This is a genomic window from Thermogemmatispora argillosa (assembly GCF_059696725.1).
Window position 1 is genome coordinate 4,194,358 of the sequence record NZ_AP019377.1, and the last position, 27,000, is coordinate 4,221,357.

Consider the following 27,000-nt stretch of genomic DNA (forward strand, 5'->3'; position numbering starts at 1 on the left):
GGCAGTCAAGTATAGTATTGGTTGATAATCAGCCAGAGCAGGGGCAGCCTCGACTGTCTCTGCTCTCTTCTTGCTCGCGGGCTGAGCTTAAAAGATGAGGCTGCGGAGGGCCAACCCCGCGACGATCTTGCCACAGCCTCAAGACAGCTCGCTCAGGTCCATAGGCTTTTCCTGATCAGGTTTTTGAAGCGTTGGAGGTCATATCTCTATGAGTGAAGATCAGCAGCAGCAGCAGCAGCAAACACGTGTACCGGGGCGCTACGGCCTGGATGAAATTGCGGCCAATCGCTTGGAAGCCTGGCCCAATCCGAACCCGGAGCGCGACTACGTCATTCATCTGGAGATCCCTGAGTTCACCTGTCTCTGTCCGCGCTCCGGCTTCCCAGATTTCGCCACGGTAGTCATCGATTATGTCCCCGATCGCTCAGTAGTTGAATTAAAGAGCCTCAAGCTCTATATCAATGGTTATCGCGATCGGCAGATCAGCCATGAAGCCGCCACGAACACCATCCTGAACGACCTGGTAGCCCTGCTAGAACCGCGCTGGATGCGTGTGGCTGGCGACTTCAACGTCCGGGGCAACATCAAAACCATCATCTTCGCCGAGTACGCTGCGCCCGGCTATAGTGGCCCTCGCCCTGACTACCGCCGTTACATGCTGGGAAGCACACTGTAAGCGGTTCCCAGAAGAAAAAGCGAGAGAGGATGTGGCCTACCGCTGGCGCTCCCAACAATCCGGTCCGACATACCAGCAAGGCTAGAGACGCTTCCTTCCTCTCTCGCTAGCCGGGCGCTCGCCGCTCAGGGCTGAACATCCCAAGCCGCTTACTTAGCGTGAGAGCAAGAGCGGGTTAAAATCGGTATGATAATCAAATGTATCGAGTTGCTCGCGCTTTTTAAGGAAAGTGACAACGGCATAGGTCAGAGGGGTTGCTACGACCTCGTAGCCGACCTTAAAGAACCATTGCGTGAGCATTGCAGTCAGCAAATCGCTGGGGGGAATGACACCCCAGAAGGCGATCGTAATAAAGATGAGCGTATCCAGTCCCTCGCCCACGAATGTCGAACCGATGGTCCGTGTCCAGAGCCAACGCCCTTTCGTCAGGATCTTGAGCTTAGCCAAAACAAACGAGTTGGCGAACTCACCGCAGAGATAGGCCACAAAAGAGCCGAGTAACAAACGCGGGGTAAAGCCAAGAATAGCATTGTAGGCGGCCTGTTGCTTCCAGAAAGGCGCGGCGGGAGCCAACCCTCCCAAGAAGATGGCAATGACCGCCAGCAGATTGCAGGCGAAGCCGAGCCAGATGACACGCCGGGCCGCGGCGTAGCCATAGACTTCTGTCAGAACATCGCCAAACAGATAGCTCAACGGAAAGACGATGATTCCCGCAGGCACCAGCAGGCCTGCGAGAGCAATAATTTTGACGGCGATAATATTCGCGGTAATCAGGCAAGTCACGAATAAGGCCGCGATGATCACAAACCAGAAAGATACTCGCAACTGACTCATCCTTTCCTGGCTGGGCATGCTGCTCATTGCACTCAAGCTATAGACCGGTAGCCTTCGGGGACTGCCAAACTACGTGCAGCTCACTGAGACCGGAGCGCGGCAGCCGCACCTGAAAAAAGTAAGCGGAGCCTGCAGGGCTAGGCTTGCCGAGGCTGGAATAGTCGAGTCAGAGAGAACAAGGCGGCGGAACTATGCCAGGCCCTGTAGCCTTCATCTTTCGCTAAGTGCCTTGGCTGGGGGGACCCTTCCGGGCCGTGCATCCCTACCTACAATATCAAAAGCCAAAGCAGTCCAGCCCGGAAAGAAGCCCCGGCAACTTCTGGCCTCCTCACTGGATGTGGACCAGCCTGGTCTCTTTCTGGTCCCGGATCAGCCTGGCGACCCGGAAAGCCCGGTGAGGAGTATCGTCATCTCATCTTCTGCTTACATAGCTCGCCTGACCAGGCCTGCGTGAGAACAACAAAGAGAAGGAGAAGCCATCATGTCATCTCGTCCCAAAGCGATCGCCATTGTCAGCGGAGGTCTTGACAGCGTGACCCTGGCTCACCTGCTCCATGCCCAAGGGTATCAACTCCATATACTCTCTTTTGATTATGGCCAGCGTCATCGAAAGGAACTGCTCTTCGCCGAGCGCTGCGCACGTCGACTAGAGGCAGCCTTTTCTCTTCTTGACCTGCGTCAGCTTGGCCAGCATTTTAAAGGGTCAGCTCTAACCGACGAGAGCGTCGCTGTCCCAGATGGGCATTATGCCGCCGCCAACATGGCCATTACCGTGGTGCCTAACCGGAACGCTATCATGCTTGCCATTGCCTACGGCATTGCTGTCGCCGAAGAAGCGGAGGTTGTAGCCTTTGCTGCTCATGCCGGCGACCACTTTATCTATCCTGACTGCCGACCGGCCTTTATCGAAGCCTTTGGGGCAATGGAGCGTCTGGCGGTCGAAGGCCACGGACATCCACGCCTGCACCTGGAGGCGCCTTTCGCCCACCTCAAAAAAGAGCAGATCGTCAGCCTGGGCGCGGCGCTCGGGGTCCCCTTCGCGGAAACCTGGAGCTGTTACAAAGGGGGCGAGAAACACTGCGGCACCTGTGGCACCTGCCACGAACGTAAAGAGGCCTTCCAGCTTGCTGGCGTCCCTGATCCCACTGAGTATCTTCAGTGAGGTGAGTGGAGACTGGCCTGCGCGCCGGGCCCTGGGTGACGCCGCACCCTCACCCAGGGCTGGCTAGCAAGCGCAGCTCAGATCAAGTGCTGGCACAGCCTCTTCAAGCTCCTCCTCGCCGCCGTGCCCAGAGAAGGCGCGGGGATTCGCCAGCGCCTGCATAATAATGGCCTCCACCTCTGCCAGACTATTGACCCGCACCAGCGCATTGCGGACGTATTTCGCGCCGGGGAAGTGGCCCAGATACCAGCCCATGTGTTTACGCAGCTCGACGAAATGATCTTCGCCCTTCAGCCTGGTGTAGATGCGCGCGTGCTCCAGGGCCATCAGCAGACGTTCCTCCCGACTCGGATTGGGTGGGGGCAGATCGGCCTCTGTCGGCTCAAAACCGGCATTGAGCAGACTCTTCATGCGTTCGCGATCGCGAAAGATCCAGGGATTACCCAGGGTGGCACGCCCAATCAGCACCCCATGTACACCTGTCTCGCGGATGCGCTTGGCTGCCTCGTAGAGCGAATGAATATCGCCGTTGCCGAGAATCAGCGTATCCGTCTGGCGCACAATCTCTGCGGCAGTGGCGATGGCCTCCCAATTCGCTTCACCCTTATAGTGCTGGACCAATGTCCGCCCATGCAGCGAAATGGCAAACGGCTCGGTCTCTAGTAAATGCTGCACCCAATCCTTAATCACGATCGAATCGTAGCCCAGGCGAGTCTTGACCGAGACGGGGATCAGCCGCCGTTCGCTGCGCGGCTGGTCGCCCCAGATGCGGATGCGCTCCTCATTCATCTGCCGAATGCGCTGGATGCGCTCAGGCTCCATGCCCAGGTCCTCCAGCGTCTGACCATTGGCCCAGTCGCGCACTCCGCGCTGAGTGGCGCGGATGATCTCTTTGGCCAGCTCTGGTGTACGGATCAGGGCGGCGCCGCCACCACGGCTGGCTACGCTTTTCGCCGGGCAGCCCATGTTAATGTCAACCCCGTCGAAGCCCAGCTCGCAGACCACATGCGCAGCGCGATAAAAGGACTCAGGGTTATTGCCGAAGATCTGCGCCACCACGGGTCGCTCGGCAGGCGTATAAAGGAAGTCGCGAAAGATGCGATCGCTCCCTCGCCACAGACCCTCAACATTGGTAAACTCTGTAATCACAAGGTCAGGCCGCCCGTAGAGGCCATGCATAGTGCGGCATGGCGCGTCTGTCACGCCGTCCATTGGGGCCAGCCCGACAATTGGCTGTGGTATCTTCTCCCAGAATGATGGATACCTCGTCATATCTCCCTCAAGTGCCACCTTCTCCTACCGGATTGGCTACCTGCTAAAGCTGAATAACGTCCGAAGCCCTGAAGGCAGGCTTTGAACCAGGTCCAGCTATGAACACCTGGCCTGAAGACCCTTCCCTCCCTTCCCCTCTCTACTGCTATCGTCTCCATTGCGATTATAGCCTTGTAGCGGTCATTCTGACAAGCCGGCCAGCCGACCTCACTTCACTTGCTCGGCTGGCATCTGCCGCGAGCCTTGGGATATAATGGGCCGCAGGAGCAGTGGTGCTCATTGCCGCTTCGGAACAGCAGACTATCGTACTCTGCTATCCTGCCTGGATCTCCGGCTGCAGTAAAGGAGTCTACGCGCGATGAATTTCTATCTGACTGAAGAGCAGCAGTTAATTCGCGACACGGCCAGACGCATCGCCAGGGAAGTCGTTGCGCCTCGCGCGCCTGAGCTTGATGATACCGGGATCTATCCCGAGGATATTTTTCAGGTCTACAAGGAGACTGGTCTCCTGGGTCTGGGCTTCCCCGAAGAACTGGGAGGCAGTGGCGCCGGCATCTTTGGGCTATCGCTGGCGATAGAAGAGGTGGCTAAAGTCGACAACGCTTGTGCCCTGATCCTTCTCCTGACTCGCCTCTCCACCAGTGCCATCCTGAAAGCCGGCACCGAGGAGCAGAAACAGAAATACTGCGCGGGCACAGCGCGCGGTGAGCTACGTGGTGCCTTCGCCCTCACCGAGCCAGGTGCCGGCTCCGATTCGGCCAATATCGCCACCCGCGCTGTCCGCAAGGGTGACGAGTATATTCTCACAGGCACCAAGTGTTACATCTCAGGCGCGAGCGTCGCGGATTTCTTTCTGGTCGCTGCTAAAACCGATCCCCAGGCTGGTTCTCGGGGCTTCAGCGTCTTCATCGTCGATCGGGACACGCCTGGTTTCCGCGTTGGCAAAGAAGACCGTAAGATGGGCGTGCATGGTGTGCCCACCTGTGAACTGATCTTTGAAGAAGCGCGCGTACCTGCCCGCAATCTGGTGGGGCGCGAGAATGAGGGATTCAAGCTCATCATGTGGAATCTCAATTCGGTACGCCCCTGTGTTGCCGCGCGCGGGGTTGGCACCGCCGAAGGTGCTATTCAATATGCTGTTGACTATGCGCGCCAGCGCCGAACCTTTGGCCAGCCGCTGATCGAGCACCAGGCCATTCAGATGATGATTGCAGACGTGGCCATGCGGATTGAGGCCTCGCGTTTACTGACCTACCAGGCCGCTCTGTTGGTCGACGAAGGAAAGGCCGATCGGGAGCATGCGCACTTTCTCTCAATGGCCAAAGCCTTTGCTACTGAGACCGCTGTCGAAGCCTGCGATAAGGCCCTCCAGATCATGGGAGGCCTGGGCTACATGCATGAGTCGCTCACAGAGCGTTTCTATCGCGATGCGCGCCAGCTCACCATTGTCGAGGGGACAAGCCAGGTTCAGCGCCTGATCATCGCGCGCGCTGTCAAGGACAACCTGCTCAACTGGTACTAGGCGCTTCCAGGGGTCTCAATCCATCCCGACTAATACTCTGCCAAGCGGGCCTGTTAGCTCGGTCTCCCGGCTGAGGGGCTTCCTCTACCGCCCAGACCGATCAACCTCAGCTATCCGCTCCGCTCCACTGTAGCGGGCAACCTGCCCACACTGTTGGGAGTAAGAGAGACAAGGCAGGCCCGCAAAAAGCAGCAGGCAAGAGTGAGGCGACCCTGGCTCAGCCGCTACGGCTGCGGTCGTCCTCGGGCCTGCTGCTACTGTTTCTCGCCCTGGGAAGCAATGTTATCAGGCGGCCTGAGCGCGAATGGCGAGCTGGCGCTGAATAAAGGCGCCGATTCGTTGAATAGCCCTGGAGGCTTCGGGCATCCAGGGCGCGCCGATTTGCCAGACATGCCACATGCCTTCCCAGACCTCTAGCTCTACGGCTACTCCAGCCTGACGCGCGCGCTCTGCAAAAGCGATCACATCGCTCAGCAGAATCTCATCGCTGCCTACCTGTAGCAGCAATGGCGGCAGGCCATGTAAATCACCATAGAGTGGTGAAAGCAGTGGCTCTGCCGGATCGTGGTCCCCGACATAAGCGGCGACCAGGGGGCCGACTGTCTCGGCGCGCAGCACAGGGTCGCGCCCGGCAAGAGTGCGCAGCGATTCGCCTTTGCCGTCTAGAGCCGTTGCAGGGGATAAACAGACCGCCGCGGCAGGCAGGGCTTCGCCAGCGGCTCGCAGCGCTAGAAGAGCTGCCAGGACAAGATTGCCTCCAGCGGAATCCCCGGCTAAGACAACCTCTGTGGGCTGGCAATGCTCTTTGAGCAGCCAGCGGTAGGCGGTCAGCGTATCTTCAAGCGCCGCCGGGAAGGGGTGTTCTGGCGCCAGTCGATAATCGATGACCAGGGCCCGCAGCAGGGCCGCCGCCGCAATACGGGCCGCTAGGCCACGATGGCTGCGCGGCGAACCCATGACGAAGGCGCCACCGTGCAGAAATAGCAGTGTCCCGCGGTAGCTCTTGTTCGGAGGCAGGACCCACTCAGCCGGCACTCCTCCCGCAGAGATCGGCAGAATCTCTGTGCCACAGGGAACCGTAAGAGAAAGGAACCAGTTTCCTTTCTCCATGCTGGCTCGGAGCTGAGCGATACTGACATCTGCTCGATTGCTAAGCGAGCCAAGACGTACGAGATGACGAAACAGAACACTCCGCAAACTGGGCATAAGGCGCTCTTTTCCAGTCGAGAAGCCCTCAGTCTATTGCACGCTGGCCAGCCGACCCTTTACTGACAGGCCGGCTGCGAAGGGGCCAAAGCGTTATCGGCTCCCTCGCTTTGATAGTCTATAATCCGCCACTGATGATTGCTATCCTCCTGCAGCGTCAGCGTCAGACGATAGCTATGCTGAAGCTTGCTGCGGGTAATCTCGTAGGTGGAACTCCAGGTATTGTCTTGAACAACAGTTGTCCCTTCGACTTGCTTATAGTCTACAACAGTACCAAAGCATGCATCATAGCGCTGGGCCTGGGCAATGAAATTACTCTGAGCGCCTGGCTGAAGCGTCATGGGAGGCCCCAGGTAACGGTAGGCCTGAGCGTAGTCCTGGGTTCCCAGAGCGGCGAGAAAGTTGCTGGCCGTGACAGCAGCATCCTTACTGAGGCTCAAGCCGGTACTAAAATTGACGGCGGCAAAAGCACCTGTGAAGCCGCAGACTCCGCAAATGACCAACGCAACAGCGATCCAAAGCCAGCGCCATCTCCACCTGCGTGAAGGCTCTACTTCGACATCAGGAGGCAGCCAGGCAGCAGGTGATCTCCACGCTGCCGACTTGCGACGACGGCGGCTCCGACCATTGACCCCATCGGCCATCTCAAACTCAGCAAAGTCCTCCTCATATTCATAGCGTTCCTGAGACTCTTCATCCCAGTCCCTGCGTCCTGGCATGCAATCCTCCCGCCAAGCTGTAGCATCGCAATAGCTCTATTCACGCGCGACTCTGAGCCTGTTCTCTGTGAGTTAGCACGACCTGACAAGCGAGGCTCGATCTCCGAACTGCTCGCTTGCTTCCTATTAATTATGGATGGAGAACCATCTAAAGGCAAGCCAGGCTCAGCGCAGTCTGATCAGGCCCGGCTAAAAAGAGAAGGCTTCCCGGGCCAGGCTTATGCCTGGGCCAGGATAACCCCACTCAAGCGAGCGCGGGCCCGCTGTAGCTGCTCACTGGCCTTCTTCGTCGCCGTCCGGGTGCTGCGTCCCAAAACGACTACCAGGAACGTCTGATCAACGCAAGCCCCGAGCAGCGAAGCGTCGGCCCCTTCAAGAACGGGCGCTCCATGCACCACCACTAAGCCTGGCTGGCTCTGGTTTTCCTCGACAAAGAGGCGGACGCTCTGGAGCAGCTCAGGTAGACGGGCTGCATAAGGAGCCAGCCCGTGCGGCAGCCTGCCTGTGCCGCTGCTCAACAGCCAGAGCTGAGGCACAAAGGTTGACACCAGGTAAGGGCTGATCTGCTGAGGAGTCAAAGCTCGCTCCTGCTGCAGCAAATCCGACAGACCTGGGCCTTGACTCAAGCCAAAGCGCCGGCTCAGCCTGGGCTGGCGTACATGGGCCTCGATCAGCACCGTTGGCAGGCCGCTCTGGGCCGAAGCGATAGCCAGATTGGCCGCCACAGTCGCCTGTTCCTCGGGATGCGACGGACTAGTCAGCAGCAGGGCCAGAGAGCGCTGCTGACTCTCCCAATTTAAGCGAATCGTTGCGAAAAGCGAAAAGACCGCCTCCACATAGGCCGAACCGGGATCATAATCTGATAACAAAGGCTGCATCTGCGTATGTGATTCACCCACGATACAATCTCCTAAGCTGCCAGAAGGTCAAGCTTACAGACAGAGAACTCCTTCCGGCCAACCACTCATCATCAACCTTTTTCCCTCGCTCCTCACGCCTTACCCTTGTACTCCTCCTGCCGATCGCAGCACGAAAGAACCATCACATTGCAGAGTAAGTCTAGTAGCTATCAATCTATCCCTTACTCAGGAAGAAAACCTTATCGGCAGCGATATCGGCTAAGCCACCGAGGCAGGGGGAATTCGTCGTTGCTCGCGCTGCTCCCCGGCGCGTGGTGCCCGCGGTAGCTCACCATAGACCGGTAGCTGCAACAGCTCTACAACCTCCTCGGCGCTGCGCAGGCGATCATCCAGATAATCTATCAGGAAAGCCAGCGCCAGGCCGATAATCAGCGCCACCACTATGATCGCTGCCAAGAGCATCAAACGATTGCCTGCTGAGCCAGAACCAAGCGCTGGATCAGAAGCAGGGCTTACCAGGCGTCCAATGGCCGCCGGCTGTAACTGCTCTGCATTGAGGCTCGTGCCTGGCGTGCCCTCAATGATGTAATCAAGATACGTGTTCAGATGGCGCGTCAAAACCTCGCCCACTGCCTGAGCAATAGCCCAGGCTCCTGGAGCGGTTGGCCAACTGACGTCAATAGTCACCAGGTTATGCACGCGGCTCGCCGAGAGCGCTCCGGCAATTGCTCCCGGGTTCTGCCAGTCGCCCAGATCGGGATTGCTGCCATAGCGCGCCTGAATGGCCTCCATATCTCGCCCGATCTGATCCGAAACTGCCTGATCAAAGCCCGGAAGAGTGACCACATTGGGGACAGCGTCAGCCAGTGCCTCAGCAACCTGCATGTCCTCAATATAGCTAGGAATCATACTGCGGGGAGCTGGTTGCAGGCCGACCTGGACCGTCACAGACGAGTGATAGGCTTTCAGCGCCCCGGGCGTTTTCCACAGATGATAGCCCTGATAGGCAACATAGAGAGCAGCAACAACTACTACCAGGACGATGATCCAAAGACGGCGCCTGACAACACCCCAATACGCTCGCAATTCCACGATAAACTATCCTTCCTCTCTTCCTTCTTCCTGCTGATAGCGTCGGAAGCCAGCAAGCAGCGGCCCAGCCGAGCCACTAAGGCGCTCCAGAGGTCTCTCTCTGCCCCTGCCATCTCCCTTGCACAGTTTGCGCGAAAGGAGCGAGGGACTGTGCGCGCGCTCTGTGCTCTGCTAGCTTCGCTTCGATAAATTGCTGGATACGGCGTTGGAAACGCGATTTATCAAACTCTAAAGCATGCTCGCGGATCGTATAGGGATCAAAGGCTCGTTCATCGAACGTCGCCAGCACAGCGGCCAGGCTCTCTACAGTTTGCTCGCGGAAAAAGACGCCTGTTACCCCTTCGATAACGGAAGCCAGGGCGCCACCAGCCCCATAAGCGATCACTGGGCGACCCGAGGCCTGAGCCTCAAGCGGCGTGATGCCGAAGTCCTCTTCACCTGGAAAGATCAGCGCGCGGCAGTGAGCAAAGTAGTCTAACACCTCCGCATCACTGAGCTGACCAGCAAAGTGGATAGTCGGCCCGGCTAACCGCTTCAAGCGTGGCAGATCGCGTCCTTTCCCGATAATCACCAGAGGTAGACGCAGCGCATTACAAGCCTCAATGGCTAGATCAATGCGCTTATAAGGAACCAGGCGACTCACGATCAAAAAATAATCACCCCGCGCTTGCGGCTCAAACTTGAAGCGGCTGGCGTCGACCGGCGGAGGGATGACCACCGCCTCACGGCGATAGTACTTACGAATGCGCTCCGCCACCACGGGAGAATTAGCAATGAAGTGATCAACGCGAGCCGCCGTCACCTGGTCCCAGATGCGCAGTCGGCTGATCAAGAACGGCAAAAGAGTGCGAGCAAGGCGCCCCAAGTGCTCACGCTCAACGTACTCCTCATAGTTCCAGCACCAGCGCATCGGCGTATGGCAGTAACAAATATGCAACGTCTCCGGGCGCGTAATCACCCCCTTGGCGAAAGCACTGGAGCTACTAATGACCAAGTCATAGCCACGTAGATCCAGGCTTTCCATCGCATAGGGGTAGAAGGGTAAATAGGGCTGATGATGGCTTGTCACTAGAGGGAATCTCTGCATAAAAGAGGTACGAATGTCCAGATGCCGAAACGCTGGATCGACCCGTTTCGGATCATAGATAGAAGTATAGAGGGGGGCATCGGGAAACAGCTCATGCAGAGCCAAAACGACACGCTCTGCGCCCCCCATCTGATTCAGATAATCATGGACGAGCGCCACTCTCATCGTTTTTAGTATGCACCCCGCCTGAAAATGACCGCTGGAATAGTGCGCAGCAAGATCTGGAAGTAGAGACGCAGCGACCAATTCTCTATGTAATAGAGGTCAAGCAACACACCCTCATCAAAGCTCAAATCGCTGCGACCACGCACCTGCCAGAGGCCCGAGACGCCGGGCTTAATCGCCAGCCTACCCTTCTGCCACTCCTCATACTGGGCAACCTCGCGAGGCAGGGCCGGGCGCGGGCCAACCAGGCTCATCTCACCTTTCAGGACATTGATAAACTGTGGAATCTCATCTAGACTCAATTTGCGCAAAAAGCGCCCAACGCGCGTAATACGAGGGTCATCGCGCATCTTGAAAAGCGGGCCTTGAGCCTCATTGCGATCGAGCAGAGCCGCCAGCATCTGATCGGCATTCTGATACATCGAGCGGAACTTATACATCTGGAAAGGCTTGCCATTCAGCCCGATGCGCGTCGACTTATAAATCACCCCACCGGGCGAATCCAGGCGAATGGCCAGCGCAATGCACAGCCAGAGCGGCGCGCCCAGAATCAGAACCAGGCTAGAGACCACGATATCGACCACACGGGTAACGGCGCGCTGCCAGCGATTGAGAGAAGACTGCTTAATGCCGATCAGGGGGATACCCTCGATCGACTCCATATCGATGCGCGACAGACTCAGCTCATACAGATCGGGGATCAACTTAAAGGAAGTGCCCAGCCGCTCACAGAGGCGCACGGTCCTGATCACCTGCTCATGCAAGTGAGAGGGCAAAGCAATGATCACCTCATCCACCTGCATCGAGCGAATAGCCATGCCCAGATCATCGAGCGTTCCCAGCATCTTGAAGCGGCCAAAGTCGCCGGGTGGGTTCTCCAGATCATGGAGAAAACCCACGATCGAATAGCCCAGACTGGGATTGGCCGTAATGTGCTGCATAATCATCTTGGCCAGGCGCCCCGAGCCGACCACCAGGACCCGCGTCTCTCCTAAGCCGAGCTGATAGAGCATACCCATGATGGCCGAGGCGATCAGGCGCCCCAGACAAAGCAGCACAATCGAGGTGGCCCAAACGAACGGCACCAGCAAGCGCGAATTAGCCGTTGGCTGGAAGACAAAGTAGTAGGTGATCAAGAAGGCCATGCCAATAGTGGCCGAACTAACGATCGTCCACATCTGACGGAACCAGGTGCCGGTGGGCCGCAGCCGATAGAGACCGCGGACCGCAAAAATCGCAATGGCCCCGATCACGATGCCGATCTGCATCTCCGTTAACTTATCGAGAGGGATAAACGTGGCATGGCTAGGGCCGGCGTCAGTCAGCGCACGGCGCAGGCGATCCAGCCAGGGGCTTTCAAACAAGAGCTGGAAGCGGATCAGATAAGCAAGATAGAACGAGATGGCCACCAGCGTCGCATCCAACAGCACCATGACCAGACACTCGAGGATACGCCACTGACGGCGATGTGAACGCCGCTGCGAGATAATGCGGGTCAATTGCCCGGTGGCCCCAGTCACTCCCATTGTTCCAGTCGTGCCCGTCATCACACTGGAGCCTGGCGCTGCAGAGGCTGTAGCCGCCTCCTGGGCCTGCGATTTTGCAACCACCGGGCCTGCTTCTGCTGAGGTACCAGAGAACTGTACTTGTGAGAGTTCACTACCTTTCACGGCCATAGTCCTGCTTTATCGAACGTTTTCTACTCCAGTGAAGAAACATGGTGCTCCTCTCGTTGCGGCCACGGCTCAGACTGGAGGACCTGTCTCTCTTCCTCGCTCTGCTTCTCGCTGAGCGCCTCCTCATAGACAGCTCGTATCTGACGAGCCATTGTGCGCAGCGAGAAGCGTTCTGCCACCGTACTGGCCATTGCGCGGCAGTGCTGCCGATAGCTCTCATCGTTGAGTGCCCGATACAGAGCGTGCGCCAGAGCATCCACATCGCGAGGCTCGACCGTCAGAGCCACACCGGCACCCGCTTCGGGCAGGCTGGAGACAGAAGAGGTGACCACCGGCAGCCCGCAGGCCAGCGCCTCCGCCACCGGCAGGCCGAACCCTTCATAGAGGGAGGGGTAAGCAAAGGCCGTGGCTGCATGATACCATAAAACCTGCTCGCTATCCGCAATGAAGCCCGGGAATAGGACTTCTGACTCAAGTCCAAGGCTGCGGACGCGGGCGAAGATCGCATCATAGAGCCAGCCCTTGCTGCCTGCCAACACGAGCTTTTCACGAAGGCCCTGTTGGCGCTTCAGGCGGGCAAAAGCCTCAATCAAAGTATCCAGATTTTTGCGTGGTTCTAGCGTCCCCAGATAGAGAATAAAACCGCTCTCAAGTCCATAGCGCGCGCGCAGCGCCTGCACCGCTTGCTCATCCCGCGGACTGGCCCTAAAGCGAGCATCGATACAGGGATAGACGGTGCGCAGGCGTTCCGCCGGTAGAGAGAGCAGCTCAATAGCGTCGCGACGCGTACTTTCTGAGACGGTAACCACCAGCGTCGCGCGACGTAGGCTGCGCAGCGTAAAGGTACGTTGGTAGAGCCGTTTAGGACCTGTAAGAACCTCCGGGAAGCGGAGGAAAGCCAGATCGTGGAGAGTCACCACCCCACGGCAGCCCGCTGGCAGCCGTAGAGGTAGCACATTCACCGGCGAGTGCAGCAGCCGAATCCGCCGCTGGCGCAGCTCACCTGGTAACTTGAGCTGTTCCCAGGCCACCCGTGTCCAGGGCCGCTCTTCCGGCCAGGGGGCACTGACATAGGTCAGCTGTGGGTGGCGCGCCACCGGAGCTAATTGCTCCTCCACCTCATGGCCATTGACAAAGATCGTATAGCGATACTCACCAGGTTCCTGGGCCAATCCTTCAAGCAGTCGACGAATGTAGCGGCTTACGCCACTGTTGCGATAGCTCTGGCTGTATGATAAAAGCTGGGCATTGATCCCAATATGCATCACAATCGCGGCCCCTCTCAGAGCGGCATATTTCCTGGTTCTATGCTAGAGCAACCGCTCTAACCTGCCAGAAGAACGGCCCGCATGCTCATGGAGTAACAGCGTTGGGCCTTTTCGCCTGCCCCCTCTTGATCCCTCCTCGCTTCCCGAGAGCAATAGCTCAGTGTACTGACATCTTCTTGCCTTCCTACTGCCTCCTTCACCTACCCTATTACGCATAAACGCATGGCCCTGACCTTTAGACACAGAGAGTCCTTTCTTCATTCTGGCTGGCCTGGATTGGACGAATCTCCACGATGTACGATTGCAATGCCAGCCAGCGTTCCCAGTGCCTGGCCGGCGCCTCTGTCCTGATGAGCCTCCGCCTCTTACCTTGCTTGCTTGCCCTGCCGCTACTTTTCTCTCTATCTAACTGATTAAAACTGGCCCCCTGACCCCGAACCACTCAGGCCAGCTTTCTTGACCGAAGCCCCTCGCCTGTATACAATGCAAAAAAGGAAGCACTCCTCCTGGTCGGCTCTGCCCGAGGCGACCTGGCTGCTCAATGCGCTGGCTAGCCAGCCAGGGAGGAGGGGAAAAGCAGACAGGATGACAGCCAGCTCAATACCGGTCACGATCGCCGGTGGCGGGAGGGTCTAGCGGGCGGGAGGAGAGGAAGCGACGAGCGCGTACGCTGCGCACACGGTCGAAGGCTCGCTCCGCTCCGCTCATCTGCTCAGCCCGCTCACTAGCTGGGTGGCTCCGTCTCAGTGGGGCGGGTCAAATAGAGATCGCGAGGCTGGTAGCACCCTTGGGAAGTGGCCTCTACTCGGCCTTGCTATGCCCTTTCCCATGCGTTGCGTTTTTCTCGGCGTCGGTGTAATATAGCCTAAAGTCTCGGAATTGCCTAGTGTGCACATCACTCAATCGCGAGCTATCAAGTACGGGAGAGAAGTGCTTTGGCCAAACAACTCCGTCTCGACGTTGCACAGCTAACAGACGTTGGCCGCAAGCGTGAGCACAATGAAGACAATATGGCCTATGTCATCCCCAAGGACCCCCAGGTGATGGCAACCAAAGGCTCACTGTTCATTGTGGCCGATGGCATGGGCGGTCATGCGGCGGGGGAAGTGGCAAGCGAAATTGCCGTAGACACTGTGAGCACGGCTTACTATCAGGACGACAGCGATGACGTTCCGGTCGCCCTGATCCGTGCCATCAAGCGCGCCAATGCCGCCATCCATCAGCGTGCAGCAGAGAATATGCTGCGCAGCGGCATGGGCACGACCTGCGTGGCAGCGGTGCTGCGCGGGAATATGGCCTATATTGCCAATGTGGGCGATAGCCGCGCTTATCTGATCCGCGGCAAGACGGTCAAGCAGATCTCTCAGGATCATTCCTGGGTCGCCGAGCAGGTACGCGCAGGCTTGCTGACTGAGGATCAGGCCCGTACTCACGCGCAGCGCAATGTGATTACTCGCTCGCTGGGCACTCAACCCGATGTCGAGATCGATATTTTCACCGAGCCACTGCAGGAAGGAGATTCGCTGGTCCTCTGTACCGATGGCCTCTCCGGGCTGATTACTGAGGATGAGCTGCAAGAAATCGTTAATCGCTTCGTTCCTCAAGAGAGCGTCTATCATCTGGTGGAGCGGGCGAATGAGAACGGGGGACCCGACAATATTACTGCGATCGTGATCCGTGTCAACGAGGTTGGGGTGGAGCCTCCTCCTCGTCAGCGCCGCCCGGTAACGGTCGGCGGCCCCGAGGAGGATACGGCGATTTTGGAGACGGCGGCTTCGCCGAGGGGGCAGACTGGGACACGCTATGGCAATGGCCATAGTGGCACCTTCTCTTTCTCTGCTCGTTCGGCCCCAGCTCTGGCTGAGGCGGCGGTAGCTGCTCCGGCGTTGCCTCGCCCCAAGAGCCGGCGGCGTGGACGGATCTTCTTTCTCACTGTCGCCCTGGTTGCGGTCGTTCTCCTGGCGCTGGCTGTTGGATCTCTCTACTATCTGGTGCTGCGTCAGGGTCCCGATCCTGATCAGGTGTTGGCTCAGGCCACGACGCTGGTCAATCGCGCGGCAGATGAGTTAAGTAGCGATCCGGCGCGCGCTTTGCAAGATCTGGCCACAGCTCAGCAGTCTCTGCGCACGCTCCAGGGGGTGGCGCTCTCGGATGCTCAGCGTGCCCAGCTAACCAGCCTGCAGCGCTCGCTCACAAGCAGCACTCAGGCGGCCCTGGTAGCGTACAATAAGCGCTTTGGCATTACTTCCCTCCCTTGCTCTAATACGGGCGTGAGTCCGATCAATACCGGTAGCATCGCTACCCATGCTCGCAGCCTGGCTGTCCTGCAGCAAAAGGGAAAGGCGCTCTTGTACGCCTTGGGAGAAGACAACCAGCTCTACCCGCTGATGCAAGTCAATCAGCAGTATAGTCTGCAGAGTCATCTTGATCTTGATGGGAAAGTCCTCAGCATGGCTAGCGCTAACGATGGCTCGCAGCTCTATCTGCTCCTGGCTCATTCCGGGCAAAACCAGGGGGCGACGACGACCAGCTATGAGCTGGCAGTCTTGCAGGCGGGGCAGACGAAAGCCAAAACGACACCCATTGATACGGCTCTCCTCGCTAATGGTCAGGTCCCATCATTAATTGCTGTCTGGGATAGCGATATCTATGTGGTCTTCTCCTCCAAGCAAGCCCCTAACAGCGCCCAGATCGTTGATTTTGATCGCACCAAGCTAGCAGCCAAACAGGCGCCGCTTCCGATCTCTGCCAATGTCGTCAGCATTGCGGCTTTCCCTAACAATCAGCTCTTCCTCTTGTTAGGCGATGGGAGCGTCCAGAGCCTGCAATACAGCTCGGGTAAGGCTCAGGAGCCGGTGCCCGTTCCTGTGCAGGTGCAACGTCCTATACCGAGCGCTCTCCCTATCAGTGATCAGGGCTTCACAGCAGCAACTCCTGTACCTACTGTCGCAGTGCCGTCGCAGCAAGGCCCTGTTCCGCTCTTGACCTCTAACAAGGCTACTCTCGCGGCTGGACTCGTCAATCATATCCCTCATCTCTATGTTGCTGATAGCACTACTCATCGCCTGCTCTCCTTTACACCTCTCGGCGGCGGATCAGCCGGAGGGACATCGGGGTCGAACAGTATCTTGCTGCAGCTAACGGGACAGTACGCCTCTCCGACCTTGTTCGCCTCCTTGCGCAACGTGCAGCCTGATCCGGCCAGTGCTAACCAGCTCTATGCGCTGGCTCAAAATACGGCCTCCCTGTTCACTGTGATCACCGTAAACACCGCCTCGTCGGGGAGTTGTGCCTGACCGCGAGATGGTGTACACTGGGTGAAAAACTCTCGTTGGAGAGTGGTCGACGGGGATTGCTGCCAGGGAGGCTTTCTTTCTTTTCCTGGCCAGCCAGGCTGAGTTTCTCACCCCGTGGCGGTTCCTCTCTCATATGTGCATGAATGGCAGTGAGGAAGGAAGGAGTTCTGAGCAATCGTGAGTTTTGCCGTACATTATCGTACTCATACCTGTGGAGAGCTACGTCGAGAGCACTGTGGGCAACAGGTGCGCCTGGCGGGCTGGGTCAACCGCCGACGCGATCATGGTGGTCTCATCTTTCTGGATCTGCGCGATCGCTATGGGATCACGCAAGTTGTCTGTGATCCATCGCGCTCAGCAGAAGCGCATCACGTTGCCAGCGAAGTGCGTGCGGAATATGTCATCGAGGTCACAGGAACAGTAACCCAGCGTCTGCCAGGTACAGAGAACCCCCATCTAGCGACGGGCGAAATCGAGGTAGCGGCGGCGGCCATCCGCGTCTTGAATCCCTCGCGCGTCCCGCCGTTCCCGATCACCGATGAGAGCCGGGCGGATGAGATCTTGCGCTTGAAGTACCGCTATCTGGATCTGCGCCGGCCTAAAATGCGCGAGAATATGATCCTGCGCCATCGCCTGATCAAGGCCATGCGCGATTATCTCGATGAGCGCGGCTTTCTGGAGATTGAGACACCTATTCTGATCAAGAGCACACCCGAAGGGGCGCGCGATTACCTGGTGCCCAGCCGGCTCTATCCCGGCCACTTCTACGCTTTGCCGCAGTCGCCGCAGCAGCTCAAGCAATTGCTCATGGTGGCCGGACTGGATCGCTACTTTCAGATTGCGCGTTGTTTTCGCGATGAGGACCAGCGAGCGGATCGGCAGCCGGAGTTCACTCAGCTTGATATTGAGATGGCGTTTGTCGATGAGAATGATGTGATGAACCTCATTGAGGGGCTGCTGATCTTCGTCGTCGAGCAAGTGACGCAGAAGCGTATTAAACAGAAGCCTTTCCCGCGCCTCTCTTATCGGGAGGCCCTGGAGCGCTACGGAACCGATCGCCCCGATCTGCGCTTTGATCTGCCGCTGGTGACGATCTCTGATCTGGCCGCTGGCAATTTCGGAGTCTTCCAGCAGGCGCTGGCTGCCGGTGGCGCGGTCAAAGGCATCCGCGTACCTGGGGCGGCGGGCTACAGTCGTCGCGAGGTTGAGGAGCTGACCGAATTTGCCCGCAGCCACGGGGCAAAAGGGTTGGTTTCGTTAGCGATTAGCCCAAGCGGCGAGCTGAAGTCAGCGCTGACTAAGTTTCTCAGTGCGGAGCAGGTGCAGGCTATTGTCGGGCGCATGCAGGCTGGCCCGGGCGACCTCTTGCTCTTCGTGGCCGATCGGGTCGAGGTCTGTAATGAAGTGCTTTCTCGCTTACGCTTGCATCTGGCTGAGCGTCTACAGTTGGTCGATCCCCAGGAGCTGGCTTTCTGCTGGGTGGTCGATTTCCCGCTGCTGAGCTACAACGAGGAAGAGGGACGCTACGAGGCCGAGCATAATCCGTTCTCTGGAATGGTGGAGGAGGATGTGCCTCTGTTGGAGACAGAGCCGCTTAAGGTGCGTTCGCGCCAGTACGATATCATTTGCAATGGCTCTGAAATCGGCGGGGGGAGCATCCGTATTAATGTGGCGCCGTTGCTCCGTAAGGTCTTTTCCTTGATGAACTATAGCGATGAGGAGATTCGCGAGCGCTTTGGCCATATGCTGGAGGCCTTCGAGTACGGCGCTCCGCCGCACGGAGGTATTGCGCTGGGCCTGGACCGCCTGGTAATGATTCTGGCCGGCGAGCAGACGATTCGCGAGGTGATCGCTTTCCCCAAGACTCAAAGCGCTCAGGATGTCTTGCTCAATGCTCCTTCGCCGGTGGATGAGCAGCAGCTCCGTGAGCTACATCTACAAGTACGCACCGGTGATCAGTCTCCTCAGCCTTCTGTCCATAGCTGAGGAGCAGATGCCGTCTCTGGGCGCTTCTGGGCCTTGCCTGGCGTGAGAAAGATGCCTGCTCTGTCTCGCTCGGGTCCGACTCTCGCCCGCAGCCGGGTTGGCTTGGCTCCCGCTACGCTGCCGCCAACGCTGCGGGCGCTGTTCCTCTCTTGCGTGTACCGCTTTTTCTCTATAGATAATTAATTGAAGGTTAATATTTATATGCATCTGAATTTGCTGATATTGTTTAGTAAAATTTGTGTCTTTTTCTCGGCCAAAAATTCGCCTGTGAGTTAACGATAGATTTCTCCTTAATACGATTTGGATAGGCAAGTATACTGGAAGTAGATCCCCCCAGATCTAGAGAAAGTTTCAAATCACCCGGATGGGAGGATGGAAGGAGAAGAAGACAATGGCCACAACGAATCAGGGAAACACAACTCGCAGCAATACACAGTCTGGTTCAACGGGATCACTGAGCGTCTTGAGCCGGCAGTCAGGTTCATCTCACCATTCGTCGGTTGGGGTTGGGCCCAAGTTTGTGCCGGCTCTTAGCGAAGATGAGGCCATCGGTCAGGCTCGCTTGCTGAAGGCGCTGGCGGACCCCACGCGCCTGCGCATTCTGAGCCTGTTAAGTCGTTATGAAGGGGAGGTGTGTGTTTTTGAGATCGTGGAGAGCTTTACCCTGGAGCAGCCGACTATCTCGCATCATCTCCGTATTTTGCGAGATGCGGGGCTGGTCGATTGCCGCAAGAAAGGCCTCTGGGCTTACTACTATGTGCGCCGTGAGGCGCTCAACCGTGCGCGCGATGTGATCAGCGGCATTGTCTCTTAGTCCAGTTAGCCTGGCCGTGTCCCCTGGCCAGGTCTCTCTCATTCCCTATCTGGCTGAGGCTGGCGGCTGAGCTGCAAGGTAGAGGTCTGGAGTGCTCGCTTCTCTGGCGTGGAGCAGCTCTGTCCTCGAGAGCGCTGCCCTTGGTAGGGCGCTGATGGGTAGAGTGAGTAGAGAGAGGGGGTAATCTCTCCTCTGCGGACAGCCCACTCCGGGGAACGCGTAGCTTGCTGACCTTGTCCCCTTTTTCAGAGTGCCAGATGCGGAAAGGGACAGACAAAGCGCCTTGGCGCGGCGGGGCTATCTCCCCTGTGGAGAGGCTACTGAGCCTCTGCCGCGGCAATGGCTGGAGGCCGGGCCCAGGCTCCGCGCTGTCAAGCTGCCAGTCCTGCAGCGCTACCTGCTTCATGTGGGGGCTTCCATTGCAGGAGAGGCCGCTTGCTTGGTGTCCGCTGCAAAGCCGAGATGAGGCCTTCTCTTGGCATGGAACTGCCCCCAAACCTGCCGAACTTGGCAATTTCCCCCTTGACAAGGCTCAAAATTTTTTGTATCCTACAAGGCGGAAACGCTAAGTAGCCAGTGTGCCTGTAGCTCAGTGGATAGAGCGTTGGCCTGCGGAGCCAAAGGTCAGAGGTTCGAACCCTCTCAGGCACGCCAACAAAGAGTCCCTGGTCATCAACGATGACCAGGGCTTTTTCTTTATCCCTGGCCGAATGTTGCTGCGCTGAATGGCTGCCCGCGCTGGCTCGGGGTGGGCAGGGGCCGGCTTGCAGCGCTCTTCCCTCCCTGTTACAATGAAAACCACATGGCGGCGGGATAAGCAGGGCGGATGAGGCCTTCGTCGCTGAGCAGCATCCTGCCGACCCTGGCTGGGGCCCCGCTTTCGCTGTTCGCTCTGTTCTGGTCTATCCTGTCCTGTCCCGCCTGCCGCTGGAAGGTGGCCGTGACTCAGAGTTGGTTTGCTCGCTCTCTGCTGCGTGCGCGCTGGCGCCTGATCTGGGAGCGCCTTGCTGGTTGCTTCCAGGTACTGGTACTCTTTGGCGCGACAAGATACCGCCTGTTTATGTGGCGGCGTCGGCTCCTGCTCTGGTGGCGGCCATCTCAATCTGGGGAGAAAGCAGCTACTGCAAGCTCGATGGGAAATAAACAAACACTGCTCTTTGTCCGGCATGGCCAGACTGCGTGGAACATTGAACATCGCCTTCCTGGTCGCTTGCCTGGTATCCCTTTGACGGATCACGGAAGGCAGCAGGTGGCGCGTCTGGCTGATGCCTTGAGTGTGTTGCCGATTAGCGCTATTATCAGCAGCCCTCTAGAGAGGGCGCGTGACACGGCGGAGATTCTTGCCCAGGGGCGAGGATTGGAGGTCTGGCTGGAGCCTGATCTGATGGACACCGATGTGGGGCATTGGGCTGGTGAGCGCTATGATGACTTGCTAAAGAAAGATCCTGCCTGGAAAGCCTTTGTGCATGATCCGACAGTGGCCCCTGCCCCTGATATTGAGACCTTTCCCCAAGTGCAGCAGCGTGCCGTCGCCGCAGTCGAGCGCTGGCGTCAACGTCCCGAAGTGGGCGCCTGGCCACTCTTTGTGGCCCATGCTGATGTGATCAAACTGCTCCTGGCCCACTACAGTGGTCTGCCTGCGCGCAGGGCTCCACTGCTGGTGATCGACAATGCCTCAGTGAGTATTGTGGAACTGGAAGGCGAGTTGCCTCCTCGTCTGGTAGCCGTTGGTTGGACTCCACGTCCAGGCTGGTTGCGTCTGCCGGAGGCTCCTGCGTCGGGGGCTTCAGACCCGGCGGCCCCTCCTTCCTCATCTACGGCGGTCTCGTCTGATGGTGGCAGCCAGTCTGGGGAAAAAGGTACAATAGAAGGAGAGGCTTAGCGCGCTGTCTGGCTGTCGTGTATGCTGAGAGAGAGCTGGAAGGAAAGAAGCAGCATGTTTGATCCGCGAGATCCTTACGAGCGTTACTGGTGGCATTACGAGTCGCGCCGCCCGCTCTCGATTGCGCAGATCATTGCCCTAGGCTCAACTGATGCAGAGACCGTGGCCCTGGTCTGGTTGATGCTGGAGCATGGCGCTTCGCTGACTGTGGCTGGTCCGACGGACCCTCAGCCCGGCGTTGGCAAGACAACGACGCTGAATGCTCTGCTCCAGTTTCTCCCCGAGGGGACGGCGCTGGCCTATATGTCCGGCATGTATGAGGATTTCTCGTTCACGCGCTTGCCGGAGGTCGATCCTGCCCGCACCTACGCTCTCTGCAATGAGGTCAGCGATCACTTGCCAATCTATATGTGGGGACGGGTGGCCCGCCGCTATTTGCGGCTGCCCGCTCAGGGCTTCCATATCGCGACCAGTGTCCACGCGGATACAGTCGATGAGGTGATCCGCATGTACCGTCGTGACCTGCGCCTGGAGGCGGAAGATATTCGCCGCCTGGGCCTGGTGATCAATATAGGCCTGGTAGGCCGTATCTATCCACCTCGCCGGCGTTGGTTTACCACGCATTATCTGCATCCTGCCGCTCCGCCTGAGCGGCCCGACGAGATCGTGAAGCTGCCTCTTTCCATCTGGGACCCTGAGCACGATAGCTTTGAGCATGCCGATGCCTGTGTCATTGATGAGCTGGCTACGATCGCTGGCCTCTCCTCTCAGGAATTTAGGGCCGCCTTTAAGCGTCGCGTGGCCTGCCTTCAGGAAATCTCTCAAGGGCGCGGAATCGATATGAACGAAATGTTCGATGCTATCGAAAAGGTACGTCAGCAGGAGCGTCAGCAGCGTTCCTGAGTCGCCTCGCCTTGGAATGGCGGCCTGGCCCCAGTGGAAATATCTGCGCTTTGTCCGCGTGTTCTATGTAATGGCTACAGCATGGCGCTGTAGCCTTCATGGTACGTTGGTGTCTTCCGCCTGCGTTCAGGATCGGAAAGGAGGGATGCCTGTGTCCGCGCATCTGCTCTTAATTGCGAGTGAAGGACGCTGGCCCCGCATCTGCAACTCGTGAAGGGATCTTCCAATTCTGAAAAGGAGAAGGAGTTTACGTGTTATGAGGCATGCCATTGCCATGCTCTGCGTCCATACGTCTCCGCTGGATATGCCGGGACAGACGCCGGACGCTGGCGGCATGAATGTCTATATTCGTTCTCTGGCGCGCGAGCTTGGGCAGCGCCAGATCGCTGTTGATATCTTTACCCGTCGCACCGATGAGCATCTTCCTCCAATCGTTCCGTTGGGACCACGCACGCGAGTAATCCACGTTGAGGCTGGCCCGATCGCGCGTTTGCCAAAGCAGGATCTCTACCCCTATCTCCCTCAGTTTTGTGCCGCTGTTGAGTCCTTCCGTCTCAGTGAAGGCCTGACCTATGACCTTGTTCATAGTCACTATTGGCTCTCGGCTTGCGCTGGCTTGGAGCTGGCCCGGCGCTGGGGGATCGCTCATGTGACAATGTTTCATACCCTGGCTCGTGTGAAGTTGCTGAGCGATCCGTCTAGCCAGGAGCCGCCGCTCCGCGCGCAGATGGAAGCACGCGTTGTGGCCGAGGTCGATCGCATTATTGCCGCGACTACTGAGGAGCGGCTGCATTTGCTCAATCTCTATGCTGCTTCGCCCGTGCGCATTCGTGTTATTCCCTGTGGGGTTGATTTGCGCCACTTTGCCCCGCAGGATCGTTTCAAGGCCCGTCAGCGCTATCAGTTGCCGTTTGATCGTCCGCTGATCCTTTTTGCCGGACGCCTGGACCCCTTTAAAGGGCCTGATATGCTCCTGCAGGCCCTGGCCCTGATGGAGGAACAGGCTGAGGCGGTCATTGTCGGGGGCAAATTGCGAGGCGATCGAGAGCTTCAGCGTTTGCGGCGGCTCGCCGCCTCGCTCGGGTTGACCTCGCGGGTGCATTTTCTGGGGGCGCTCCCGCCCTGTGAGATGCCCTTTATCTATAGCGCCGTCGATGTGACGGTTGTGCCTTCCTGTAATGAGAGCTTTGGTCTGGCGGCGGTTGAGTCGCTGGCCTGTGGAACACCCGTGGTCGCAACCCGTGTCGGAGGGCTGGCTGCCATTGTGCGCCACGGCGAAACCGGCTATTTAGTGCCGCGTTGCCCCAGCTTCTTCGCTGAGCGCCTGGATTTCATGCTGCATCACCCTCTCTTGCTTGCTCAGATGCGTCGGGCCGCGCGCCCCTCGGTCATGCGTTTCAACTGGCAGCAGATTGCTGCTCAGGTGATGGGGGTCTACGCTGAGCTACTCAGTGACACGCGCTGCCTGCTAGCACAATAGCAGAGAAGAGTACACCTGGCCTCTATCCCGGCGCCGTGACCTGCCGCCTGATCTGGAGGCAGGGCGGCGACAGTTCACGGCTCCTGTACTCTTGCTGGAGCTGTCAAAAGGAGAAGGCGAGCAGAGACATGGCATGAGAAGGAGGGATGAGCGATGACACGCGCGCGTCTACGTGACTTGGGCATCGCTGTAGGACGGTTACCCCCTGGTCGCTTCAATGCCATTACGGATGTGCCTGGGGTGCTGGTGGGCCACTGTACGCTGATCTATGATGAGCCGCGGGTGGCGCGCACAGGGGTCACGGTGATTGTGCCGCGTGAAGGGGCAATCTGGACTGATCAGGCCTTTGCTGGCTATTTCAGTCTCAATGGCTGTGGCGAGATGACCGGTACAGCCTGGATTGAGGAGGCCGGCTTGTTGCATACGCCCATTGCCATCACCAATACGAATGCGGTGGGTGTGGTGCGCGATGCCCTTTGCGCCTTCCCCGCAGAGCAGCAAGGGGAAACAGACCTGGCGGCGGTCTCCTCCTCGTGGACTGGGGCCCTGCCAGTAGTGGGGGAGACCTGGGATGGCTGGCTCAACGATATTGCTGCTTTTCATGTGCGCAAGGAGCATGTTTTTCAGGCACTGAGAGCGGCTCAGGGGGGAGCTGTTCCCGAGGGGAACGTCGGTGGCGGTACAGGGATGATCTGCCACGAGCTGAAGGGTGGAATTGGAACCGCCTCGCGCCTGGTCGAGCTAGGAGATGCGCGCTATGTAGTGGGGGCCCTGGTCCAGGCCAACTATGGTGCGCGCCATCTCCTACGTGTTGCTGGCGTGCCGGTGGGGCGTGAACTCGGCTATGAGGTGGTGCCCAGTCCTTGGGTCTCCCTGCCACCTGCTTCCGGGCGAGAGGGGGCCGGCTCAATCATTGGCATTCTTGCCACCGATGCGCCGCTTTTGCCCCTGCAGTGCAAGCGCCTGGCTCGCCGGGCTGCGCTCGGGCTGGCGCGAGTGGGAGGCATCGCCAGCAATGGCAGTGGCGATCTCTTTCTCGCCTTTGCTACCGGTAACCATCTGCCTGCAGGCCAGCAACGGCCCTACACGCTAACGATGTTACCTCACGATCAGCTTGATCTCCTCTTCGAAGCTGCCGTTGAGGCCGTCGAAGAGGCCATTCTCAACGCGCTCACCGCGGCTGAAACTCTCAGCGGCTGGCAAGGCCATACGGCCTATGCCTTGCCTCTGGACGAGCTGCAGCGCATTATGATGCGTTACCATTAGCAGCCTGCTGTCCGCGCGCAAAGGGGCGCAAGTAGCTGGCCAGTCGTGGATGCAGCGCCTGCAACATTGCCAGATCCTCCTGAGTAAGAGGGCGAATCAGGGCCAGCAGCAGAGCTGCGCCAGCAAGATAGAGCAAACCCGTGAGAACAAGAGTCGGGAGGTTAGAGGGACGCAACAGTAGAGAGGGGGTAGCGGCTAGCGCCAGCCCGAGCAGCAGGCGTAGCGTATAGCCCAGCGGATAGCGTTCGGGCAGCAGCCGCCGGAGAAAGCTAAGCAGCAGGGCGCCACCGATGACCTGAGCGAGGCCATCGGCGATCAGGGCGCCGGCTGGTCCCCAGCGCGGGATAAGAACGACTCCCAGGATGATGAGCGAGAGCAGGCTAACCCACTGGCCAAGCACCACCTGCCAGGCTCTGCCTACCACATAGAGCGTCGACTGATGGACGCTCGTGCCGAGGGTCCGAATCAGAATCTGGAAGACCAGGAAGAGCGCCAGGAGAGGCCCAACAGGCTCATAGCCCTGATAGAGCAGATGGGCAATGAGCGCAGCGTTGAAGAAGCTGAAGACCAGGACCGGGGCCGCGAGCAGCGTTTCAATCTTGATGAGGGCCTGCCAGGAGCGCGCGAGACGCGCATAGTTCTGGCCGACAAAAGCCGCCGCCAGGGCTGAGCCGGCCACGCCACCGAAGCCAGTGACCATGAGCAGGCTGGCAGTATGACCGAGCTGATAAGAGAGGTTGAAATAGCCAATTTCCGCTAGCGGCACGGCGAAGCTCCCCAGCATGATGATGACCGTTTGCTTGAGCAAGGCCCCAGAGACCAGGTTTGTGAGCCAGGCTGAAAGGCCAAGGCGGATCACTGGCCGCAGCGGCTGGTAATAGCTTGCTCTTGCTCCGCGCTTGAGTAGAAGGGGGGCCTGCCAGATCAGAAAAGCCGCGGCGCTAGCGAGTGAGACCAAAGCTTGCATCCAGAGCAATCCATCGACGCTTCCACCCAGTAGCAGCACCAGATAGCTCAGGGGAAGCTGGACAAGCTGGGCCAGGCTGCCGATCACAAAGACCAGGCGCATGCGCATAAAGGAGGCGCAGACAGCGGTCTGCAGGCTGAAAATGCCGTTGCCGAGAACGTAAAACGCGATAGGCGTAATATGATGGAGTAACTGAGGATTGCGCAAGCCATTGGCCAGATCTCTCGCCCAGGTCCACGAAGCAGGTAGAAGGCTGAAGGGCCAGGCCAGGGCCGGCAAGGCGAAAAGCATGACTCCCATGCATAGCACATGCGTCAAGCAGCGCAGGAGCAACAGCCGTCGGATGAGGGCTGCGGCTGCAGGCTGCCCGTGCTCTGCCAGCACTCTTGGCACATAGGTGGTTGTAGCATCCTCCAGTCCGAAGGCGACGATGTAGGCAATAGTGTTAAAAGCTGACGTTGCCACCGCGTAAATGCCATAGAGTTCATGGCTATTGACGAACGCACGGGTAATGATGAGCGTTAGAATAAAGGAAGAGAGAAAAAACCACAGCCCGTATACCTGATTGAGCAAATAGCTGATAGGCGTTCGGCGCAGCAAATGACGGGCCTCGGCCTCAGCTCCACTCTGCTCCTGGCTCGCTGCTAAACCGCTGGTCAGATCAGAAGCAGAGCCTGAACCTGCCTCCTGCTCATCGCACTGACCGCCTTCCTGTTTGCTAAGTTCTCCCTCAAGCGTTGCCAGACGAGCCGGCTGGCTTGCTTCGCTCCCGCCGGACTGAGCATCCTCGTTGGGAAGCTGGCCTGTGTAGAGGCGTTTCAGTCGCAAAGGGTGAAACCTAGGGCGCTGCATAGCTCGTAGTATACA

The 27,000-nt window shown here is 58.4% G+C and carries 20 protein-coding genes and 1 tRNA gene; 11 read left to right on the top strand and 10 right to left on the bottom strand.

Annotation, left to right across the window (positions count from 1 at the left end):
* The first annotated feature begins 208 nt into the window (after positions 1-208).
* On the top strand, positions 209-676 hold the full coding sequence (gene queF / locus AC6H1L_RS16400) for a preQ(1) synthase (RefSeq protein ID WP_497598558.1): 468 nt from the start codon (positions 209-211) through the stop codon (positions 674-676).
* A 153-nt stretch (positions 677-829) separates the two neighbouring features.
* On the opposite strand, the gene AC6H1L_RS16405 is transcribed toward queF, so the two are convergent.
* Positions 830-1,501, bottom strand: a complete 672-nt coding sequence (locus tag AC6H1L_RS16405; protein ID WP_497601559.1) for a queuosine precursor transporter — start codon at positions 1,499-1,501, stop codon at positions 830-832.
* A gap of 490 nt (positions 1,502-1,991) precedes the next feature.
* On the opposite strand from AC6H1L_RS16405, the gene queC reads away from it, so the two are divergent.
* A complete protein-coding gene (gene queC, locus AC6H1L_RS16410) occupies positions 1,992-2,672 on the top strand; it encodes a 7-cyano-7-deazaguanine synthase QueC (RefSeq protein ID WP_497598559.1) in 681 nt (226 codons plus the stop codon).
* Positions 2,673-2,735: 63 nt separating this feature from the next.
* Here queC and AC6H1L_RS16415 read toward each other — a convergent pair whose 3' ends face one another.
* Entirely contained in the window at positions 2,736-3,944 is a 1,209-nt protein-coding gene (locus tag AC6H1L_RS16415; RefSeq protein ID WP_497598560.1) for a tRNA dihydrouridine synthase, read from the bottom strand.
* A 358-nt stretch (positions 3,945-4,302) separates the two neighbouring features.
* On the opposite strand from AC6H1L_RS16415, the gene AC6H1L_RS16420 reads away from it, so the two are divergent.
* Complete coding sequence (locus tag AC6H1L_RS16420) at positions 4,303-5,466, top strand: acyl-CoA dehydrogenase family protein (RefSeq protein WP_497598561.1); 1,164 nt, start codon at positions 4,303-4,305, stop codon at positions 5,464-5,466.
* Positions 5,467-5,751: 285 nt separating this feature from the next.
* Here the strand turns inward: AC6H1L_RS16420 and AC6H1L_RS16425 are convergent, their stop codons facing one another.
* The 7 genes from AC6H1L_RS16425 to AC6H1L_RS16455 form a co-directional block, all read right to left on the bottom strand.
* On the bottom strand, positions 5,752-6,672 hold the full coding sequence (locus AC6H1L_RS16425) for an alpha/beta hydrolase (RefSeq protein ID WP_497598562.1): 921 nt from the start codon (positions 6,670-6,672) through the stop codon (positions 5,752-5,754).
* A 59-nt stretch (positions 6,673-6,731) separates the two neighbouring features.
* Positions 6,732-7,391 (bottom strand): hypothetical protein, encoded by a 660-nt coding sequence (locus AC6H1L_RS16430; RefSeq protein ID WP_497598563.1) that lies wholly within the window; start codon positions 7,389-7,391, stop codon positions 6,732-6,734.
* A gap of 218 nt (positions 7,392-7,609) precedes the next feature.
* Positions 7,610-8,290, bottom strand: a complete 681-nt coding sequence (locus tag AC6H1L_RS16435) for a CpsD/CapB family tyrosine-protein kinase (protein WP_497598564.1) — start codon at positions 8,288-8,290, stop codon at positions 7,610-7,612.
* Positions 8,291-8,509: 219 nt separating this feature from the next.
* On the bottom strand, positions 8,510-9,343 hold the full coding sequence (locus tag AC6H1L_RS16440; RefSeq protein ID WP_497598565.1) for a YveK family protein: 834 nt from the start codon (positions 9,341-9,343) through the stop codon (positions 8,510-8,512).
* 76 nt (positions 9,344-9,419) lie between these two features.
* Entirely contained in the window at positions 9,420-10,595 is a 1,176-nt protein-coding gene (locus AC6H1L_RS16445; RefSeq protein ID WP_497598566.1) for a glycosyltransferase, read from the bottom strand.
* Positions 10,596-10,600: 5 nt separating this feature from the next.
* Positions 10,601-12,205, bottom strand: coding sequence for a sugar transferase (locus tag AC6H1L_RS16450; RefSeq protein WP_497598567.1), 1,605 nt, complete (start codon positions 12,203-12,205; stop codon positions 10,601-10,603).
* 89 nt (positions 12,206-12,294) lie between these two features.
* A complete protein-coding gene (locus AC6H1L_RS16455; protein WP_497601560.1) occupies positions 12,295-13,536 on the bottom strand; it encodes a glycosyltransferase family 4 protein in 1,242 nt (413 codons plus the stop codon).
* 938 nt (positions 13,537-14,474) lie between these two features.
* Between AC6H1L_RS16455 and AC6H1L_RS16460 the strand changes: the two genes are divergently transcribed.
* From AC6H1L_RS16460 to AC6H1L_RS16495, 8 genes are all read left to right on the top strand, one after another.
* Positions 14,475-16,835, top strand: a complete 2,361-nt coding sequence (locus AC6H1L_RS16460; RefSeq protein WP_497598568.1) for a Stp1/IreP family PP2C-type Ser/Thr phosphatase — start codon at positions 14,475-14,477, stop codon at positions 16,833-16,835.
* A 177-nt stretch (positions 16,836-17,012) separates the two neighbouring features.
* The gene (aspS, locus tag AC6H1L_RS16465; protein ID WP_497598569.1) at positions 17,013-18,821 is read left to right on the top strand and encodes an aspartate--tRNA ligase; all 1,809 of its coding nucleotides are present in this window, start codon (positions 17,013-17,015) and stop codon (positions 18,819-18,821) included.
* 391 nt (positions 18,822-19,212) lie between these two features.
* Complete coding sequence (locus AC6H1L_RS16470; RefSeq protein ID WP_297165498.1) at positions 19,213-19,635, top strand: ArsR/SmtB family transcription factor; 423 nt, start codon at positions 19,213-19,215, stop codon at positions 19,633-19,635.
* 578 nt (positions 19,636-20,213) lie between these two features.
* Positions 20,214-20,289: transfer RNA gene (locus tag AC6H1L_RS16475), tRNA-Arg, on the top strand.
* A 478-nt stretch (positions 20,290-20,767) separates the two neighbouring features.
* Positions 20,768-21,517: a histidine phosphatase family protein gene (locus AC6H1L_RS16480; protein WP_497598570.1), complete on the top strand. Its 750-nt coding sequence runs from the start codon at positions 20,768-20,770 to the stop codon at positions 21,515-21,517.
* Positions 21,518-21,571: 54 nt separating this feature from the next.
* Positions 21,572-22,420 (top strand): hypothetical protein, encoded by an 849-nt coding sequence (locus tag AC6H1L_RS16485; protein WP_497598571.1) that lies wholly within the window; start codon positions 21,572-21,574, stop codon positions 22,418-22,420.
* 256 nt (positions 22,421-22,676) lie between these two features.
* The gene (locus AC6H1L_RS16490; protein ID WP_497598572.1) at positions 22,677-23,900 is read left to right on the top strand and encodes a glycosyltransferase; all 1,224 of its coding nucleotides are present in this window, start codon (positions 22,677-22,679) and stop codon (positions 23,898-23,900) included.
* A 153-nt stretch (positions 23,901-24,053) separates the two neighbouring features.
* Positions 24,054-25,166, top strand: a complete 1,113-nt coding sequence (locus AC6H1L_RS16495; protein WP_497598573.1) for a DmpA family aminopeptidase — start codon at positions 24,054-24,056, stop codon at positions 25,164-25,166.
* Here the strand turns inward: AC6H1L_RS16495 and AC6H1L_RS16500 are convergent.
* Complete coding sequence (locus tag AC6H1L_RS16500) at positions 25,147-26,985, bottom strand: lipopolysaccharide biosynthesis protein (RefSeq protein ID WP_497598574.1); 1,839 nt, start codon at positions 26,983-26,985, stop codon at positions 25,147-25,149. The genes AC6H1L_RS16495 and AC6H1L_RS16500 overlap by 20 nt on opposite strands.
* Positions 26,986-27,000: the final 15 nt, after the last annotated feature.